Here is an 18,134-nt window from a genome sequence, read left to right on the forward strand (position 1 = left end):
AAACATGTCAAAGACATATCATTTTATCGGAATTAAGGGATCAGGTATGAGTGCCTTGGCCTTGATGTTGCACCAAATGGGGCATAAGGTACAGGGATCAGATGTTGAAAAGTACTACTTTACTCAACGTGGTCTTGAGCAGGCAGGGATTACTATTCTTCCTTTTGATGAAAAAAATCTAGACGGTGATATGGAAATTATCGCTGGAAATGCCTTTCGTCCAGATAACAACGTCGAAATTGCCTATGCGGACCAAAATGGCATTAGCTACAAACGTTACCATGAGTTCCTAGGTAGCTTTATGCGTGACTTTGTCAGCATGGGAGTAGCTGGAGCGCATGGAAAAACTTCAACTACTGGGATGTTGTCTCATGTCTTGTCTCACATTACAGATACTAGCTTCTTGATTGGAGACGGGACTGGTCGTGGTTCGGCCAATGCTAAATATTTTGTCTTTGAATCTGACGAATACGAGCGTCACTTTATGCCTTATCACCCAGAATACTCTATTATCACCAACATTGACTTTGACCATCCAGACTATTTCACAAGTCTAGAGGATGTTTTCAATGCCTTTAACGACTATGCTAAACAAATTACCAAAGGTTTGTTTATCTACGGTGAAGATGCTGAATTGCGTAAGATTACGTCTGATGCTCCGATTTATTATTATGGTTTTGAAGCAGAAGGTAATGACTTTGTTGCTAGTGATCTTCTTCGTTCAACAACTGGTTCAACCTTCACAGTTCATTTCCGTGGTCAAGAATTAGGGCAATTCCATATTCCAACCTTTGGTCGACACAATATCATGAATGCGACAGCCGTTATTGGATTGCTTTACACAGCAGGATTTGATTTGAACTTGGTGCGTGAACACTTGAAAACATTTGCCGGTGTTAAGCGTCGTTTCACTGAGAAAATTGTCAATGACACGGTGATTATCGATGACTTTGCTCACCATCCAACAGAAATTATTGCGACCTTGGATGCGGCGCGTCAAAAATACCCAAGCAAGGAAATTGTTGCAGTCTTCCAACCGCATACTTTTACAAGAACCATTGCCTTGTTGGACGAATTTGCCCACGCTTTGAACCAAGCGGATGCTGTTTATCTAGCCCAAATTTATGGATCTGCTCGTGAAGTAGACCATGGTGATGTTAAGGTAGAAGACCTAGCCAATAAAATCAATAAGAAACACCAAGTGATTACTGTTGAAAATGTTTCTCCACTCCTAGACCATGACAATGCTGTTTACGTCTTTATGGGAGCAGGAGATATCCAAACCTATGAATATTCATTCGAGCGTCTCTTGTCTAACCTGACAAGCAATGTTCAATAGGAAGTTCTCATGGAAATTCCAATTAAAATCATTCGGGCAAGTAAGTCTGATTTAACTGAGATAGAGGCACTTCAGGCCTCATCTTTTCCAGCTGAAAAGCAGCAACCTTCCCATATTTTAGAAGAAAGTATCCGTAAGTGTGCGGATACCTTTCTTCTAGCTAGGGATGAAAATCAGCTTCTGGGCTATGTTCTAGGCGATCCTCAGCCACATAATCCGCAATGTCTAGAAATGCATTCTTTAGTCATTGACTCTGGCCATCAGAGACAGGGCTTGGGCACGCTTCTTCTTGCAGCCTTGAAAGAGGTGGCGGTTGAGCTGGATTACAAAGCTATTCGTTTGAAGAGTCCTGATGAGTTGCTATCCTATTTTGAAATGAACGGTTTTATTGATGAAGAAACTTCCCTTTATGCAGCTAGTCAAGGTTTTAGTATGATTTGGTTTAATCCCTTTTATCTGGAGGCACAATGAAAATCAGGAAAGCAAGATTAGAAGATTTAGATCGTATCGTTGAGATTGAACTAGAAAATTTCTCACTTGAAGAAGCCATTCCTCGCTCGGTTTTTGAAGCTCATTTGCGAAAAATTCAGACCTCGTTTCTGGTTGCAGAAAAAGAAGGCAGAATCATGGGGTATATAGAAGGGCCAGTTGGACCACACCGTCATCTGCAAGATCAGTCTTTTACAGAAGAGATAGAAGATTATAGTCATGAGCCGGGTGGTTATATCTCTGTGACCTGTCTTTCCATTGCCAAGGAAGCACAGGGCCTTGGACTTGGTCAAAAATTATTAACAGCCTTGAAAGAGTTGGCTCTTGAACACGAAAGAGAAGGTATTAACCTAACCTGTCATGACTATCTCATCGCCTACTACGAAAAACATGGATTTGTCAATGAAGGCCGGTCTCAGTCAACCTTTGCAGGGGAAACCTGGTATGATATGGTCTGGGAAGCTAAAAAATAAGCGAGAAAAGCATGCTAGGTTGCTTTTCTTTCGTTTTTAAGATATAATATTATGGATTGTCAACGAGGAGGATAAACTTTTGAGTGAAAAAACAAGAGAAGACGAAAAATTAAGCTTTAAAGAGCAAATTTTACGTGATTTAGAGAGAGTAAAAAAACAAGATAGAAGTGAGCAAGAAAACGAGATTACAAGTTTTGAAACTCCTTTATCTCAAGAAGATTCAGTAGATCCTTCAACTCAGGAACATGAACCTTCAGCAGAAGAGTTGATGGCTAATTCTCTTTCTGTTGTGGATCAAATATTAAAGAATGCTCCTGGTGTTCCATCACGTTCTAATAATATTTCGGATGAAATTGCAGGAAATGAAGAAGTTGCAGAACCTAAAATTGAAGCGGTAGTTGAACCAGTAGAACCTGTTTTCGAGCCAGTTCAACCAAAAGTAGAACCTGTAAAACTTAACGAAGACAAAGAATTTAACGAGATTCCAACAAAGGTTGCGGTATCGTATAAAACAAGTAGACAACAGGAAGAAGTTAGTACTCCTGCAGTGGATAATGAGCTATCTGAGTTAGCTGAATCGGCAGATAGCCTAGGTTCAGTTCCTAGACGTAGTCGCCGTGAGACAGTTAAACCAGTTAAGAAGAAAAAATCACATTTGAAGGCATTCTTCATTTCTCTACTGATTTTCCTAGCCTTGATTTCGGCAGGTGGTTACTTCGGTTATCAGTATGTTCAGTCATCCTTGCTACCTGTTGATGCAAATTCTAAGGAATATGTGACTGTTCAAATTCCAGAAGGAGCCAATGTCCAAGAAATCGGATCAACTCTTGAGCATTCTGGTGTGATTAAACACGGTGTGATTTTTGCTTTCTATGCAAAATATAAGAATTATTCAGATTTGAAGGCTGGATATTACAATTTGCAAAAGAGCATGAGTACAGAGGACATCATTAAGGAACTGCAAAAAGGTGGTACACCTGAACCTCAGGCTCCATCTCTTGCAAACTTGACAATTCCAGAAGGATATACCATTGATCAAATCGCCCAAGCTGTAGGCCAATTACAAGGTGAATTTAAAGAACCTTTGACAGCGGAAGCTTTCTTGGCTAAAGTGCAAGATGACAACTTTATCAGTCAAGAAGTTGCTAAATATCCAAACCTACTCGAAAGCTTGCCAACGAAAGAAAGTGGAGCTCGTTACCGTTTGGAAGGTTATCTTTTCCCAGCGACCTACTCTATCAAGGAAAGCACAACTATTGAAAGCTTGATTGATGAGATGCTGGCAGCTATGGATAAGACCTTGACTCCGCACTATAGTGCAATTAAGTCTAAGAACTTGACAGTCAATGAATTGCTAACAATTGCTTCACTGGTTGAAAAAGAAGGGGCTAAGACTGAAGACCGTAAGTTGATTGCGGGTGTTTTCTACAACCGTTTGAATCTTGGTATGCCACTTCAAAGCAATATTGCAATCTTGTATGCCCAAGGGAAACTTGGTCAAAATATCAGCCTAGCAGATGATGCTGGAATTGATACATCGATTAATTCACCATACAATGTTTATACAAAACCTGGTTTGATGCCTGGTCCAGTAGATAGCCCAAGTCAGGACGCGATTGAAGCAAGTATCAATCAAACTAAGAGTGAGAACCTATACTTTGTAGCCAATGTTACAGATGGTAAAGTCTATTACGCAGTGACACAGGAAGAACATGATCGTAATGTAGCTGAGCACGTCAATAGCAAGCTTACTCAAAATAGTAGTTCAAACTAAGACTACAAACATGAGAATCTCAGATAGAGATTCAATATTATCGAAGGAAAGTTGAGAAAAATGGCAGAAAAAACATATCCTATGACCCTTGAGGAAAAGGAAAAACTTGAAAAAGAATTAGAAGAATTGAAATTGGTCCGCCGTCCAGAAGTGGTAGAACGCATTAAGATTGCCCGTTCATACGGTGACCTTTCTGAAAACAGTGAATACGAAGCAGCTAAGGATGAACAAGCCTTTGTCGAAGGACAAATCTCTAGCTTGGAAACAAAAATCCGTTATGCTGAAATCGTCAATAGTGACTCAGTTGCCCAAGACGAAGTAGCGATTGGTAAAACAGTCACTATCCAAGAAATTGGTGAGGACGAAGAAGAAGTTTATATTATCGTAGGTTCAGCGGGTGCGGATGCCTTTGCAGGTAAAGTTTCAAATGAAAGCCCAATTGGACAAGCCTTGATTGGCAAGAAAACAGGTGATACAGCAACAATTGAAACACCTGTTGGTAGCTATGATGTAAAAATCTTGAAGGTTGAAAAAACAGCCTAATGATTAAAAGGAGTAAAAAGAGGGAAAAATCCTTCTTTGCTCCTTTTTAGGTTTAAAAAGAATTGGAGACTATATGAGTTCAAAGAAGAAAAAAAACAAGATGGAGCGTGGTCTGACTAATCGTCACGTGCAGGTTATGGCCATTGCGGGAACAATCGGAACAGGACTCTTTTTGGGAGCAGGTCGTTCTATTAGCCTTACAGGTCCTTCCATTGTACTGATTTATATGATTACTGGGGCTTTCATGTTCCTTATGATGCGTGCGGTTGGGGAAATGCTCTACCAAGACCCTGAGCAACATACCTTTATCAACTTTATCACGCGCCATTTGGGTAAGGGCTGGGGTTATTTCTCGGTTTGGTCCTACTGGCTATCCGTTGTCTTTATAGGTATGGCGGAAATCACTGCTATCTCTCACTATGTTCAGTTTTGGTTCCCTAGCTGGCCAAGTTGGATGATTGAGATTGGATTTTTGACCATTCTAGCCTTAGTCAATCTGATTGCGGTGAAGCTCTTTGGGGAAGTTGAGTTTTGGTTTGCGATGGTCAAGATTGTGGCTATTTTAGCTATGATTGCCACAGGAGTCTTTATGGTCTTGACAGGCTTTAAGACACCACATGGAGTAGCAAGTTTGGCCAATATCACCGACAATTTCTCCCTCTTCCCTAATGGTGGAGTGAACTTTGTCATGGCCTTTCAGATGGTTTTCTTTGCTTACCTCATGATTGAGTTTATCGGGGTAACAACTTCTGAAACCAAAAATCCACGTCAAGTCTTGCCAAAAGCCGTTAAGGAAATTCCTTTGCGTATCGCCTTTTTCTACGGTGGTGCCCTCTTAGCCATCATGGCTATCATTCCATGGCGTGAGCTTGCTTCTGCTGATTCTCCTTTTGTTACAGTATTTGAATTGGCAGGTATCAAGTGGGCAGCAGCCTTGATTAACTTCGTCGTTTTGACATCAGCAGCATCTGCTCTTAACTCAACCCTTTATTCAACAGGACGTCATTTGTACCAGATTGCTCATGATTCGCCAAATTCATTCTTAAAGGCTATTAAGGCAGATACTCTTTCTCGCCACAATGTGCCACAAAATGCCATCATCGCTTCAGCAATCTTGATTGCCCTAGCAGCCTTTATTAATGTCTTGCCAGGTGTTTCAGATGCCTTTGCCTTGATTACGGCATCATCATCAGGTGTTTATATTGCCATTTATATCTTGATTATGGTGGCTCACCTTAAATACCGCAAGTCACCAGACTTTATGGCGGATGGCTATCTCATGCCCCATTATCGTTTCCTAAATCCTTTAACCATGCTCTTCTTTGCCTTTGTCTTCGTAACCCTCTTTTTACAAGAGTCTACATTTGTAGGAGCAATCGGATCAGCTATCTGGATTATCGGTTTCGGGATTTATAGCCAGTGGAAATTTAGAAAATAGATTTGAAACTCATCAACTCAGGTTGGTGAGTTTTTGCTAGTTTGACAGTCTATTGAAATAAGACTATAATCAAGCTGTAACAGTATTTAAGGAGATTTAGATGTACTTTAGATTGGAAAATAAGGAATCCCATAAATCACAAGAAATAGGGAATCTGATTCGTGCTTATAATCGTTCAAAAAGAGAAGAGGCTGAAAGTAAGCCACTTAATCTTTATGTCGAAGATGAAAAGGGCAATCTCCTGGCGGGTTTGATAGCAGAGACTTTTGGAAATTGGCTAGAAATCGAGTATTTATTTGTAAAAGAGGAACTTAGAGGGCAAGGAATCGGTTCAAAACTATTGCAACAAGCAGAAACTGAAGCTAAGAATCGAAACTGTCGTTTTGCTTTTGTCAATACCTACCAGTTTCAAGCTCCAGATTTTTATAAAATGCATGGCTACAAGGAAGTCTTTAGCTTACAAGACTATCCCTACATTGGGCAAAGATATTATTACCAAAAGAATCTGTAAGATGAATATGAAAGCATAAATCAAAGAGGGGTTCTTGACATAAGTATGAAGGGGATTCTCGATAAATACCAGTTAAATCCTACAAATTGTGTCTTTCTAGACGATATTGAAGACAATGCAATCGTAGCTGAGAAATTGGGAATCAAGTCCTATCAGGTTAAGAAAAGAAGTGATGTCGTCGATATTTTGAAATCCTATATTTAAACTTAACACTCTCTATTTTTATGGTAGAGAGTTTTTTGTTAATAAAATTTTACAAAATGACATTTATATATTGCATTAAGTTAGATATATGATATAATGTTGTTAAAAAGAGGCGCAACTTTTTAAAATTAATGATGATCAAAGAGAAAACCAAGAATATTAATGGAGGAATTAAAAAATGGAAGTTATAAATGTAAGTAAAAATTATGGTCATTCAACCATTCTCAAAGATATAAATTTCGCACTTAATAAGGGTGAAATTGTTGGTCTAGTAGGGAGAAACGGAGTTGGCAAGAGTACATTGATGAAAATTCTTGTTCAGAATAATCAACCGAATTTAGGGAATATTATAAGTAGTGATAATGTTGGGTATTTAATCGAAGAACCAAAATTATTTTTATCTAAAACAGGTTTAGAGAATTTAAAATATTTGTCAAATTTATATGGTATTGACTACAATCAAGAAAGATTTGGAAGTTTGATCCAAGAGTTAGATTTGACTCAGTCTATTAATAAAAAAGTAAAGACCTATTCTTTGGGTACAAAACAAAAATTAGCTTTGCTTCTAACTCTCGTTACGGAACCTGATATATTGATTTTAGATGAACCGACTAATGGTTTAGATATTGAATCATCACAAATAGTTTTAGCGGTTCTAAAAAATTTAGCTTTACATGAAAATGTGGGAATTTTAATATCGAGTCATAAATTAGAAGATATTGAAGAAATTTGTGAGAGGGTTCTTTTCTTGGAGAACGGGCTTTTGACATTTCAAAAAGTAGGAAAAGATAGTCATAATTGCTTGTTTGAGATAGCTTTTTCATCAGCTACAGATAAAGACATTTTTATTACCAAACAAGAATTTGGGGATATTGTTCAGAAAGAGGGACTGAGAATTACTATGTCTGGGAATATTCAAAGTAGTGAGCTTTTTAAATTTTTTAACGAAAACTCTATTAAAGTAGTTGATTTTGAAACTAAAAAAGAGACGCTTAAAGATATTTATCTAAATCGTTCAAAATAAAGGAAGGTTATAATCATGAAATTAAATAAATTGAATTTTCTTAAGGAAAATATAAGAGATTTATATTCATCAGGCGTAATATATCTCGGTTTGATTATCTCGTTTATACCGCCGATATTGGTTACATTCTTTATTCTAAAGACTCAAGGGACATCGCTTGGTATTAAGCATATTTCAAACTTTTATGCTATGCTCGGTATGTTAATGGCTATTATACATGCAAATCGAATTATTAGCAGGGATTTTTCCCACAATACGATCAGTTTATTTTATAATCAACAGAAAAATCGGATGATTTACGTCTGGTCTAATTTTCTATATGTCATCTCAGTTTCCATTATTTATTCTTTGAATGGCATTGTGCTACTAGTCATCGTAAGTAAATTGGGTGTTCCAGGTGATTTAGGATTAGATTTTATAGTATCCATTGTAGTCAATACAATTTTGTTAGTCCTATTTTATTTTCTATTATCTTATATTTTCTATTTATACAAATTGAAAAGTGGCTTGGTATTTGGTATTTTAGTAGCTTTACTACTCTTTATCCCTAATATATTAAATACGATTATGATGAATACTAGTAATGATTTGTTTATCAAAGCAATTGAACTTCTTCCTTTTTATTCTTTACCTGTATTTGTAGCTTCAAATACGATGTCTATTAGTCAGTATCTTGTGGTAATCACTACAATCATTTTACTGTACTTGTTCACTCTCAAGAAAAGCAAGGAGTATTCATTTTAGTTTCATTTAGTATTATTTTGCAGACTTAAAATCCAGCAAAAATCAGTCATCTTGCTATGCTCCTGCTCTTGTTGTGTACACGTTTTTGTCTTATGCTAGACTCATTTCCAAAAGCATTATATAATAGTGATATGAAAGCAATTAAATAAGAATACAAGCAATCAAAACTCGTTTAAAAGACCCTACTAAAGCTAATACTAAACAAAAAATCAAATAGCAAACTAGGAAGTTTATTTCAAACAATCCAACATACTGATTTTAGTCTGAAGATAATATTGGAGTGCTAATTAATGAGGTTATAATAAATAGCTGACAGCTTGTGTTGATTTTGGATTTTTTAAGAGTAGATGAGTATTAAAACTATAAGGAGGACGCAGGTGGCTAAAAATTTAAAATTAAAATTAGCTCGGGTAGAGCTTGATTTAACTCAAGGTCAATTGGCAGAGGCTGTGGGGGTGACGCGCCAGACTATTGGTTTGATAGAGGCAGGGAAATACAATCCCAGTCTCTCGCTTTGCCAGTCTATTTGCAGATGTTTAGGAAAAACCCTAGACCAACTATTTTGGGAGGAAGAAGATGGTAAATAAATTCATTCATTATCAATTACTTGACGAAAGAGAAGAACAACTAATCAATAAAGCTGGGGCAGAGTCTTTTTCACTCTTTATTGGGCTTGTACTTCTAAGCTATTTGGTGGCAGTGTTGGCTCCATCTCTTTTTAATCCGAATTTTCTAGTCTATACTCTGATAGTAGGAATTTTCTTCTTTTTCAATCGTGCCCGTTATCTGGGAGTGACCTACTATAGTCGTTTTCATTTTACGATTTTGGGTTGTTTTTTCCTAACCTTGGCTATTACGGCTCTTTTGATGTTACAGAATTATCAATTCAACATAGAAGTTTATCAGCACAATCCTTTGAACGTTAAATACCTATCTGCTTGGGCAATTACTTATGTTATTTACCTTCCCTGGGTCTTTATTGGCAATCTTGGTCTTAAGAGCTATGGCGAATGGACTCAGAAAAAGTTTGAACAAGATATGGATGAACTGGAGAGTGGAGAATAGCTTGTTACTCTTTTCTCAATCCAGCTAAAATGTGATATAATAGTACTAATTTATTGGAATACATGAAAGTTTTTGAAAATTTCATGTGTTTCTAGCTAAGGAAGTAGGAAAAGTATGTATCCAGATGATAGTTTGACATTGCACACGGACTTGTACCAGATTAACATGATGCAAGTTTACTTTGACCAAGGGATTCACAATAAAAAGGCGGTCTTTGAGGTTTATTTCCGCCAACAGCCTTTTAAGAATGGCTATGCGGTTTTTGCAGGTTTAGAAAGAATTGTGAACTATCTTGAAAACTTGCGTTTTTCAGATAGTGATATTGCCTATTTGGAGTCGCTTGGTTATCATGGTGCATTCTTGGACTACCTTCGCAATTTCAAGTTGGAGTTGACCGTTCGTTCTGCCCAAGAAGGGGACTTGGTCTTTGCTAATGAACCAATTGTGCAGGTGGAAGGCCCTCTAGCCCAATGTCAGTTGGTCGAAACGGCTCTTTTGAACATCGTCAACTACCAGACATTAGTGGCAACTAAGGCAGCTCGTATTCGCTCGGTTATAGAAGATGAGCCCTTGATGGAGTTTGGAACACGTCGGGCGCAAGAAATGGATGCGGCTATCTGGGGAACACGCGCAGCGGTGATTGGTGGCGCCAATGGGACTAGCAATGTGCGTGCTGGTAAACTCTTTGACATTCCTGTCTTGGGGACCCATGCCCATGCCTTGGTGCAGGTTTATGGCAATGACTATGAGGCTTTCAAGGCTTACGCTGCGACCCACAAAAATTGCGTCTTTCTTGTGGATACCTATGACACCCTTCGTATCGGTGTGCCAGCTGCCATTCAGGTGGCGCGTGAGCTGGGTGATCAGATTAACTTTATGGGTGTGCGGATTGACTCTGGGGATATTGCCTACATTTCTAAGAAAGTCCGTCAGCAACTGGACGAGGCTGGATTTACAGAGGCTAAGATTTATGCTTCTAATGATCTAGATGAAAATACCATCCTCAACCTCAAGATGCAAAAGGCCAAGATTGATGTCTGGGGTGTGGGAACTAAGCTGATTACAGCCTATGACCAGCCAGCTCTTGGTGCAGTTTATAAGATTGTTGCCATCGAAGATGAAAATGGCCAGATGCGTAATACGATCAAGCTGTCTAATAATGCGGAAAAAGTGTCTACACCAGGTAAGAAGCAGGTGTGGCGCATTACCAGTCGTGAAAAAGGCAAGTCAGAAGGCGACTATATCACTTATGATGGTGTAGATGTTGGCGACATGACAGAAATCAAGATGTTCCATCCGACTTATACTTACATCAAGAAGACCGTTCGTAATTTTGATGCTGTTCCTCTCTTGGTGGATATTTTTAAGGACGGAAAATTGATTTACAACCTGCCTAGCTTGACTGAGATTCAGGCTTATGCCCGTAAGGAATTTGACAAGCTTTGGGATGAGTACAAGCGCGTGCTCAATCCGCAACATTATCCAGTGGATTTGGCGCGTGATGTATGGCAAGACAAGATGGACTTGATTGACAAGATGCGCAAGGAAGCTCTCGGCGAAGGAGAAGAAGAATGAGTTTGCAAGAAACGATTATCCAAGAGCTGGGTGTCAAACCAGTGATTGATGCCCAAGAAGAAATCCGTCGTTCCATTGATTTCTTAAAAAGATATTTGAAAAAACATCCCTTTCTTAAAACCTTTGTGCTAGGTATTTCTGGGGGACAAGACTCAACCTTGGCAGGACGCTTGGCCCAATTGGCTATGGAAGAACTGCGAGCAGAAACAGGAGATGACAGCTACAAATTTATCGCTGTCCGCTTGCCATACGGAGTGCAAGCTGATGAAGCAGATGCTCAAAAAGCCCTAGCCTTTATCCAGCCAGATGTCAGTTTAGTTGTCAATATCAAGGAATCAGTTGACGCTATGACAGTTGTAGTTGAAGCGACAGGAAGCCCTGTTTCAGACTTCAACAAGGGCAATATCAAGGCTCGTTGCCGTATGATTGCCCAATATGCCCTGGCTGGTGCCCATAGCGGAGCGGTCATTGGAACAGACCATGCTGCGGAAAATATCACAGGTTTCTTTACCAAGTTTGGTGACGGAGGCGCAGATATTTTACCTCTTTTCCGTCTCAATAAACGTCAAGGAAAACAACTCTTGCAAGAACTAGGTGCAGACCCAGCCCTTTATGAAAAAATCCCAACAGCAGACCTAGAAGAAGACAAACCAGGCCTAGCTGACGAAGTAGCCCTCGGAGTCACCTATGAAGAGATTGACGACTACTTAGAAGGCAAAACAATCAGCCCAGAAGCCCAAACGACTATCGAAAACTGGTGGCACAAAGACCAACACAAACGCCACCTACCAATCACCGTATTTGATGACTTTTGGGAGTAAAAAGGTCCGGGGGACCTTTTTAGCTTCTTGCCTAGAAACTGGGAAGCAAGAATAACCTCCAGTGGAGGTTTTCAGCCTCTCGCCTTGAAATAAGAAAGTGAGAGAAGGTCCGGGGGGCCTTTTTAGCCCGAGTCTAAAAATAGAAAAACGAGGAAGGTTCGGTAACTCACCGAGTTCGATTTTGTCGTTTCACCCCCGCAACGATGACTAGGTTTGAAAAAGCTTGCTAGAGCGTATTTCAAACCAGACAGCGACTGCGTCAAGGAACTAGATGAAAAACTTGTTTTTTAGTTGTTACTGAGTTTAGTCTTTTTACCCTGAGCATGGAAACAGGTAAGCGAAGAAGGTCCGAGAAACCTTTTTAGCTTATTACCTTGAAATTCAAAAGCAAAGCAAATATAAATGGAGATTGGACATAGAATCATCTATCAGAAAGCGAGGTAGTTTCGTGAAATCTATCGGTACACAAACATTACAGACAGAACGTTTGATTTTAAGAAGATTTGTGGAAAGTGATGCAGAAGCCATGTTTCAGAATTGGGCTTCGTCCGCTGAAAATCTAACCTACGTAACTTGGGATCCTCATCCTGATGTCAAGGTGACTCGAAATTCGATTCGCAATTGGGTTGCCTCCTATGCCAATCCCAACTATTACAAATGGGCTATTTGTCTCAAAGAAAAGCCAGAGCAGGTGATAGGAGATATCAGCATCGTTGCAATAGATGAGAACGATTCTTCTTGTGAAATTGGTTATGTGTTAGGCAAGAAATACTGGGGTCATGGTATAATGACGGAGGCCTTGAAAGCTGTCTTGGACTTTTGTTTTACTCAAGCAGGTTTTAAAAAGGTCAGAGCACGATATGCCAGTCTTAATCCAGCTTCAGGTCGTGTCATGGAGAAGGCTGGAATGTCCTATCTAAAAACTATTGCCAATGGTGTAGAGAGAAAAGGATATCTGGCGGACTTAATTTATTATCAGATAAGTAGGGAAGAGTAGTGAATTTTCTTTTCTGTTTCTATCAAAGTCAGACTGTGTCTGGCTTTTTTTGCAATATTTTTTACATAACCTGATTAAATTCCTATTTTACCCTATCATTGTCCCTATTTTTTCTTGATTTTTGGAGCTATAATAGTCCTATCAAATCAAAGAATGGAGGAAGGCAATGGATAATATTATCTTTTTTATCAGTGTTTTTCTTGCTGGAATTCTTTCCTTCTTTTCTCCTTGTATTTTACCCTTGTTACCGGTTTATGCAGGTGTCTTGTTGGATGACAAAGATGGTGCTCAGGATTATAGTGGAAAATATTCAATCTCACTTGTTAGTCTATTGCGAACTCTGGCCTTTATAGCGGGGATTTCTTTTATCTTTATCTTACTGGGCTATGGAGCTGGTTTTTTAGGCAATTTGCTGTATGCTTCTTGGTTTCAGTATGTGACGGGTGCGGTTATCATTCTCTTGGGCTTGCACCAGATGGAAGTCTTACATTTGCAGGGGCTCTACAAGGAAAGAAGGCTACAATTACAAAGACAGGGGCAAAAGGGTAAGGGCTATAGTCAGGCATTTTTACTGGGGTTGACCTTTAGCTTTGCTTGGACGCCTTGTGTGGGTCCGGTTCTGGGCTCTGTTTTGGCCTTGGCGGCTTCAGGTGCTTGGCAGGGAGCTGGTCTCATGTTGATTTACACGCTGGGGTTGGCGCTACCATTTTTGGTTCTAGCTCTCGCCTCCAGCTATGTTTTAAAACATTTTCGAAAACTACATCCCTACCTCGGAACTCTCAAAAAAGTGGGTGGTTTCCTCATAATCGTAATGGGAATCTTGGTGCTTTTGGGAAATGCTTCTATTTTGACTACATTATTTGAATAGAGAGGAAAAAGAAATGAAAAAATGGCAAACATGTCTCCTTGGAGTCGGATCAATCTGTTGCTTGGCAGCCTGTTCAGCTAAAAATATGTCAGACGAGTCTACTATGAAGGAGCAAACCAAAACAGAACAAGTCAGTGCGCAAACTGCAACTAAAGGTCAAGCAGTTGCTGATTTCGAACTGACGGGAGTAGATGGCAAGACCTACCGTTTATCTGATTACAAGGGCAAGAAAGTCTATCTCAAATTCTGGGCTTCTTGGTGTTCCATCTGTCTAGCCAGCCTTCCAGATACGGATGAAATTGCTAAGGATGCTGGAGACGACTATGTGGTCTTGACAGTGGTGTCTCCTGGACACAAGGGGGAACAAGCTGAAGCAGACTTTAAGAACTGGTACAAGGGCTTGGATTATAAAAATTTCCCAGTTCTAATTGATCCGTCAGGCAAACTTTTGGAAAGTTATGGTGTTCGTTCTTACCCAACTCAAGCCTTTATAGACAAGGAAGGCAAGCTGGTTAAAACGCAACCTGGTTTTATGGACAAGGATATGATTTTAAAAACATTGAAAGAAATGGGGTAGAGAAAGGTCATGAATGATAAAGTAAAATTGTTTGTCTTGGCAGGGATTTTTTTCCTAGCCATAACCGGTTTCTATTTTCTATTGATGCGAAATGCAGGGCAGACAGATAGCTCGCAAATTGAGAAAGCGGCAGTTAGCCAAGGAGGAAAAACAGTGAAAAAAACAGAAATTAGTAAAGACGCAGATTTGCATGAAATTTATCTAGCTGGGGGATGTTTCTGGGGAGTGGAGGAATACTTCTCACGCGTTCCCGGAGTGACAGATGCCGTTTCAGGCTATGCAAACGGTAGAGGGGAAACAACCAAGTACGAATTGATTAACCAAACAGGACATGCGGAGACTGTCCATGTCACCTATGATGCCAAGCAAATTTCCCTCAAGGAAATCCTGCTTCATTACTTCCGCATTATCAATCCAACCAGCAAAAATAAACAAGGAAATGATGTGGGGACCCAGTACCGTACCGGTGTTTATTACACAGATGAAAAGGATTTGGAGGTAATTAACCAAGTATTTGATGAGGTGGCTAAGAAATACGACCAACCTTTGGCAGTTGAGAAGGAGAACTTGAAGAATTTTGTGGTGGCTGAGGATTACCATCAAGATTATCTGAAGAAAAATCCAAATGGCTACTGCCATATCAATGTCAATCAGGCTGCCTACCCCGTCATTGATGCCAGCAAATATCCTAAACCAAGCGATGAAGAATTGAAAAAGACCCTGTCACCTGAGGAGTATGCAGTTACCCAGAAAAATCAAACAGAACGGGCTTTCTCAAACCGCTATTGGGATAAATTTGAATCTGGTATCTATGTGGATGTGGCAACTGGCGAACCCCTCTTTTCATCAAAGGACAAGTTTGAGTCTGGTTGTGGTTGGCCTAGTTTCACCCAACCTATCAGCCCAGATGTTGCCACCTACAAGGAAGATAAGTCTTACAATATGACGCGTATGGAAGTGCGGAGCCGAGTTGGAGATTCTCACCTTGGCCATGTCTTTACAGATGGGCCTCAGGACAAGGGTGGCTTACGCTACTGTATCAATAGTCTCTCAATCCGTTTTATTCCCAAAGACCAAATGGAAGAAAAAGGCTACGCTTATTTACTAGATTATGTCGATTAAGAGGGCTTTCCTAAGCAGTTAGAGGAGAATTTTGCTATACTGATACTAGTAAGTGACAAAGGAGAGAAGCATGACCTACACAATCTTAATCGTAGAGGATGAATATCTGGTAAGACAAGGCTTGACCAAACTGGTCAATGTAGCAGCCTACGATATGGAAATTATCGGTCAAGCTGAAAATGGAAGACAGGCTTGGGAATTGATACAAAAGCAGGTGCCGGATATCATTCTAACCGATATCAACATGCCTCAGCTAAATGGCATCCAGTTAGCCAGTCTGGTCCGAGAAACCTATCCTCAGGTGCATTTGGTCTTTTTAACAGGTTACGATGATTTTGATTATGCTTTGTCTGCTGTCAAACTAGGTGTGGACGATTATCTGCTCAAGCCCTTTTCTCGTCAGGATATTGAGGAAATGTTGGGGAAAATCAAGCAAAAGTTGGATAAGGAAGAAAAGGAAGAGCAATTACAAGATTTATTGACCGATAAGTTTGAGGGAAATATGGCCCAGAAAATCCAGTCCCATCTGGCTGATAGCCAATTTAGTTTAAAGTCTTTGGCCAGTGACTTGGGCTTTAGTCCGACTTATCTGAGTTCCTTGATTAAGAAAGAGTTGGGCCTACCTTTTCAGGATTATTTGGTGCGAGAACGTGTCAAACAGGCCAAGCTCTTGCTTTTAACTACGGATCTGAAAATTTACGAGATTGCAGAGAAGGTTGGTTTTGAAGATATGAACTACTTTACCCAACGTTTTAAACAGATTGCAGGTGTGACACCTCGTCAGTTTAAGAAGGGGGAAGGTCGATGAAGCGTTCTTCACTCCTAGTTAGAATGGTTATTTCTATCTTTCTGGTCTTTCTCATTCTCCTAGCTCTGGTTGGGACTTTCTACTATCAATCTAGTTCTTCAGCCATTGAGGCTACCATTGAAGGCAATAGCCAAACGACTATCAGCCAGACTAGTCACTTTATCCATTCTTATATCAAAAAATTAGAAACCACCTCGACTAGCTTGACCCAGCAGGCGGACGTCCTAGCTTATGCTGAGAACCCCAATCAAGACAAGGTCAAGGGAATTCGAGATCTATTTTTGACCATTTTGAAGGCAGACCAGGACTTGAAAGCTGTTGTACTGGTAACCAAATCTGGTCAGGTCATTTCTACGGATGATAGTGTGCAGATGAAAACTTCCTCAGATATGATGACTGAGGATTGGTACCAAAAGGCTATTCATCAGGGAGCTAAGCCCGTTTTGACACCAGCTCGTAAATCAGATAGCCAGTGGGTCATTTCTGTCACTCAAGAACTTGTTGATGCAAAGGGAGCTAATCTGGGCGTTCTTCGTTTGGATATTTCTTACGAAACTCTGGAAGCCTATCTTAACCAACTTCAGTTGGGTCAGCAGGGCTTTGCCTTTATCATCAATGAAAATCATGAATTTGTTTATCATCCTCAACACACAGTTTATAGTTCGTCTAGCGAAATGGAGGCCATGAAACCCTATATTGAGACAGGGCAGGGCTATACTCCAGATCACAAATCCTATGTCAGTCAAGAAAAGATTGCAGGAACTGATTGGACGGTGCTGGGCGTGTCTTCACTGGAGAAGCTAGACAAGGTTCGGAGTCAACTCATGTGGACCTTGCTCGGTGCTAGCGTTACATCTCTTCTGGCCTGTCTCTGTTTGGTGTGGTTCAGTCTTAAACGCTGGATTGCCCCTTTGAAGGATTTGAGAGAAACAATGTTGGAAATTGCTTCTGGTGCTCAAAATCTTCGTGCCAAAGAAGCTGGTGCCTATGAACTGAGAGAAGTGACTCGTCAGTTTAATGCCATGTTGGATCAGATTGATCAGCTGATGGCAGATGTGCGCAAACAGGAAGAAACGACCCGTCAGTATGAACTTCAAGCCTTGTCGAGTCAGATTAACCCCCATTTCCTCTACAATACTTTGGACACCATCATCTGGATGGCTGAATTTCAGGATAGTCAGCGAGTGGTTCAGGTGACCAAGTCCTTGGCGACTTATTTCCGCCTAGCGCTCAATCAGGGTAAAGATTTGATTTGCCTGTCTGACGAAATTAACCATGTCCGCCAGTATCTCTTTATCCAGAAACAACGCTATGGCGATAAGCTGGAATACGAAATTAATGAAAATCCTGCCTTCGATAATCTAGTCTTGCCCAAGCTGGTGTTGCAACCTCTAGTAGAAAATGCTCTTTACCATGGCATCAAGGAGAAGGAAGGTCAGGGACATATTAAAGTTTCTGTTCAGAAACAGTATAGAGGACTAGTCATCCGCATTGAAGATGATGGCGTTGGCTTCCAAGATGCTAGCGATAGTAGTCAGAGTCAGCTCAAACGTGGAGGAGTTGGTCTGCCAAATGTTGACCAGCGTCTTAAACTTCATTTTGGAGAAGATTATCAGATGAAGATTGATTCTGCACCTTGCAAAGGAACGACGGTTGAAATATACATAAATAGAATAGAAACTAGCTAACTCCCAGTCAATTCTGGGAGTTTTATGCGTAATTGGGCAAGCTTTCTAGGTTGTCTATCTTGCTAAAAACAAGA

20 protein-coding genes are annotated in these 18,134 nt (G+C 40.1%); all 20 read left to right on the forward strand.

The features are described 5' to 3' along the window. Positions 1–4 precede the first annotated feature (4 nt). The 20 genes from murC (at position 5) to DXN33_RS01690 (ending at position 18,060) form a co-directional block, all read left to right on the forward strand. Complete coding sequence (gene murC, locus DXN33_RS01600; RefSeq protein ID WP_020902223.1) at positions 5–1,339, forward strand: UDP-N-acetylmuramate--L-alanine ligase; 1,335 nt, start codon at positions 5–7, stop codon at positions 1,337–1,339. Positions 1,340–1,348: 9 nt separating this feature from the next. After that, on the forward strand, positions 1,349–1,810 hold the full coding sequence (locus DXN33_RS01605) for a GNAT family N-acetyltransferase (RefSeq protein WP_084862533.1): 462 nt from the start codon (positions 1,349–1,351) through the stop codon (positions 1,808–1,810). Then, on the forward strand, positions 1,807–2,301 hold the full coding sequence (locus tag DXN33_RS01610; protein WP_084862531.1) for a GNAT family N-acetyltransferase: 495 nt from the start codon (positions 1,807–1,809) through the stop codon (positions 2,299–2,301). The genes DXN33_RS01605 and DXN33_RS01610 overlap by 4 nt, the downstream gene beginning before the upstream one ends. Positions 2,302–2,380: 79 nt before the next feature. After that, positions 2,381–4,075, forward strand: a complete 1,695-nt coding sequence (gene mltG, locus DXN33_RS01615; RefSeq protein WP_084862529.1) for an endolytic transglycosylase MltG — start codon at positions 2,381–2,383, stop codon at positions 4,073–4,075. Positions 4,076–4,135: 60 nt separating this feature from the next. Further along, complete coding sequence (gene greA, locus DXN33_RS01620) at positions 4,136–4,618, forward strand: transcription elongation factor GreA (protein ID WP_000818768.1); 483 nt, start codon at positions 4,136–4,138, stop codon at positions 4,616–4,618. 73 nt (positions 4,619–4,691) lie between these two features. Next, a complete protein-coding gene (locus tag DXN33_RS01625; RefSeq protein ID WP_049552262.1) occupies positions 4,692–6,056 on the forward strand; it encodes an amino acid permease in 1,365 nt (454 codons plus the stop codon). Between the two features lie 100 nt (positions 6,057–6,156). Continuing rightward, the gene (locus tag DXN33_RS01630) at positions 6,157–6,567 is read left to right on the forward strand and encodes a GNAT family N-acetyltransferase (RefSeq protein WP_084862528.1); all 411 of its coding nucleotides are present in this window, start codon (positions 6,157–6,159) and stop codon (positions 6,565–6,567) included. Between the two features lie 45 nt (positions 6,568–6,612). Beyond that, the gene (locus DXN33_RS09620; protein WP_083279222.1) at positions 6,613–6,771 is read left to right on the forward strand and encodes a hypothetical protein; all 159 of its coding nucleotides are present in this window, start codon (positions 6,613–6,615) and stop codon (positions 6,769–6,771) included. A gap of 178 nt (positions 6,772–6,949) precedes the next feature. Continuing rightward, positions 6,950–7,795, forward strand: coding sequence for an ABC transporter ATP-binding protein (locus DXN33_RS01635; protein WP_115904152.1), 846 nt, complete (start codon positions 6,950–6,952; stop codon positions 7,793–7,795). A gap of 15 nt (positions 7,796–7,810) precedes the next feature. Beyond that, positions 7,811–8,539, forward strand: coding sequence for an ABC transporter permease (locus tag DXN33_RS01640; protein ID WP_049552261.1), 729 nt, complete (start codon positions 7,811–7,813; stop codon positions 8,537–8,539). Between the two features lie 377 nt (positions 8,540–8,916). Next, positions 8,917–9,126: a helix-turn-helix transcriptional regulator gene (locus DXN33_RS01645; protein ID WP_001107500.1), complete on the forward strand. Its 210-nt coding sequence runs from the start codon at positions 8,917–8,919 to the stop codon at positions 9,124–9,126. Continuing rightward, on the forward strand, positions 9,116–9,604 hold the full coding sequence (locus DXN33_RS01650) for a DUF6773 family protein (protein ID WP_115904153.1): 489 nt from the start codon (positions 9,116–9,118) through the stop codon (positions 9,602–9,604). The genes DXN33_RS01645 and DXN33_RS01650 overlap by 11 nt, the downstream gene beginning before the upstream one ends. 114 nt (positions 9,605–9,718) lie before the next feature. Further along, the gene (locus DXN33_RS01655) at positions 9,719–11,179 is read left to right on the forward strand and encodes a nicotinate phosphoribosyltransferase (RefSeq protein ID WP_115904154.1); all 1,461 of its coding nucleotides are present in this window, start codon (positions 9,719–9,721) and stop codon (positions 11,177–11,179) included. Then, positions 11,176–12,000, forward strand: coding sequence for an ammonia-dependent NAD(+) synthetase (gene nadE, locus DXN33_RS01660; RefSeq protein WP_115904155.1), 825 nt, complete (start codon positions 11,176–11,178; stop codon positions 11,998–12,000). Before DXN33_RS01655 ends, nadE begins: the two co-directional genes overlap by 4 nt. A 448-nt stretch (positions 12,001–12,448) precedes the next feature. Then, positions 12,449–12,997: a GNAT family N-acetyltransferase gene (locus tag DXN33_RS01665; protein WP_115904156.1), complete on the forward strand. Its 549-nt coding sequence runs from the start codon at positions 12,449–12,451 to the stop codon at positions 12,995–12,997. 166 nt (positions 12,998–13,163) lie between these two features. Then, a complete protein-coding gene (ccdA2, locus tag DXN33_RS01670) occupies positions 13,164–13,865 on the forward strand; it encodes a thiol-disulfide oxidoreductase-associated membrane protein CcdA2 (protein ID WP_115904157.1) in 702 nt (233 codons plus the stop codon). 13 nt (positions 13,866–13,878) lie between these two features. Further along, entirely contained in the window at positions 13,879–14,442 is a 564-nt protein-coding gene (locus DXN33_RS01675; RefSeq protein ID WP_115904158.1) for a redoxin family protein, read from the forward strand. A 9-nt stretch (positions 14,443–14,451) separates the two neighbouring features. After that, a complete protein-coding gene (msrB, locus tag DXN33_RS01680) occupies positions 14,452–15,564 on the forward strand; it encodes a peptide-methionine (R)-S-oxide reductase MsrB (protein WP_115904159.1) in 1,113 nt (370 codons plus the stop codon). Between the two features lie 70 nt (positions 15,565–15,634). Continuing rightward, on the forward strand, positions 15,635–16,372 hold the full coding sequence (locus DXN33_RS01685; RefSeq protein ID WP_004261873.1) for a response regulator transcription factor: 738 nt from the start codon (positions 15,635–15,637) through the stop codon (positions 16,370–16,372). Further along, positions 16,369–18,060, forward strand: a complete 1,692-nt coding sequence (locus DXN33_RS01690; RefSeq protein ID WP_115904160.1) for a sensor histidine kinase — start codon at positions 16,369–16,371, stop codon at positions 18,058–18,060. The genes DXN33_RS01685 and DXN33_RS01690 overlap by 4 nt, the downstream gene beginning before the upstream one ends. Positions 18,061–18,134: the final 74 nt, after the last annotated feature.

It is taken from the genome of Streptococcus sp. NM (assembly GCF_003390135.1).
In the GTDB taxonomy this organism is placed as follows: Bacteria; Bacillota; Bacilli; order Lactobacillales; family Streptococcaceae; genus Streptococcus.

Bases quoted from the DNA above. Each gene is read 5' to 3' on its own strand.
- murC (WP_020902223.1), top strand. From the start codon at position 5: ATGTCAAAGACATATCATTTTATCGGAATTAAGGGATCAGGTATGAGT.
- DXN33_RS01605 (WP_084862533.1), top strand. From the start codon at position 1,349: ATGGAAATTCCAATTAAAATCATTCGGGCAAGTAAGTCTGATTTAACT.
- DXN33_RS01610 (WP_084862531.1), top strand. From the start codon at position 1,807: ATGAAAATCAGGAAAGCAAGATTAGAAGATTTAGATCGTATCGTTGAG.
- greA (WP_000818768.1), top strand. From the start codon at position 4,136: ATGGCAGAAAAAACATATCCTATGACCCTTGAGGAAAAGGAAAAACTT.
- DXN33_RS01625 (WP_049552262.1), top strand. From the start codon at position 4,692: ATGAGTTCAAAGAAGAAAAAAAACAAGATGGAGCGTGGTCTGACTAAT.
- DXN33_RS01630 (WP_084862528.1), top strand. From the start codon at position 6,157: ATGTACTTTAGATTGGAAAATAAGGAATCCCATAAATCACAAGAAATA.
- DXN33_RS09620 (WP_083279222.1), top strand. From the start codon at position 6,613: ATGAAGGGGATTCTCGATAAATACCAGTTAAATCCTACAAATTGTGTC.
- DXN33_RS01635 (WP_115904152.1), top strand. From the start codon at position 6,950: ATGGAAGTTATAAATGTAAGTAAAAATTATGGTCATTCAACCATTCTC.
- DXN33_RS01640 (WP_049552261.1), top strand. From the start codon at position 7,811: ATGAAATTAAATAAATTGAATTTTCTTAAGGAAAATATAAGAGATTTA.
- DXN33_RS01650 (WP_115904153.1), top strand. From the start codon at position 9,116: ATGGTAAATAAATTCATTCATTATCAATTACTTGACGAAAGAGAAGAA.
- DXN33_RS01655 (WP_115904154.1), top strand. From the start codon at position 9,719: ATGTATCCAGATGATAGTTTGACATTGCACACGGACTTGTACCAGATT.
- nadE (WP_115904155.1), top strand. From the start codon at position 11,176: ATGAGTTTGCAAGAAACGATTATCCAAGAGCTGGGTGTCAAACCAGTG.
- ccdA2 (WP_115904157.1), top strand. From the start codon at position 13,164: ATGGATAATATTATCTTTTTTATCAGTGTTTTTCTTGCTGGAATTCTT.
- DXN33_RS01675 (WP_115904158.1), top strand. From the start codon at position 13,879: ATGAAAAAATGGCAAACATGTCTCCTTGGAGTCGGATCAATCTGTTGC.
- msrB (WP_115904159.1), top strand. From the start codon at position 14,452: ATGAATGATAAAGTAAAATTGTTTGTCTTGGCAGGGATTTTTTTCCTA.
- DXN33_RS01685 (WP_004261873.1), top strand. From the start codon at position 15,635: ATGACCTACACAATCTTAATCGTAGAGGATGAATATCTGGTAAGACAA.
- DXN33_RS01690 (WP_115904160.1), top strand. From the start codon at position 16,369: ATGAAGCGTTCTTCACTCCTAGTTAGAATGGTTATTTCTATCTTTCTG.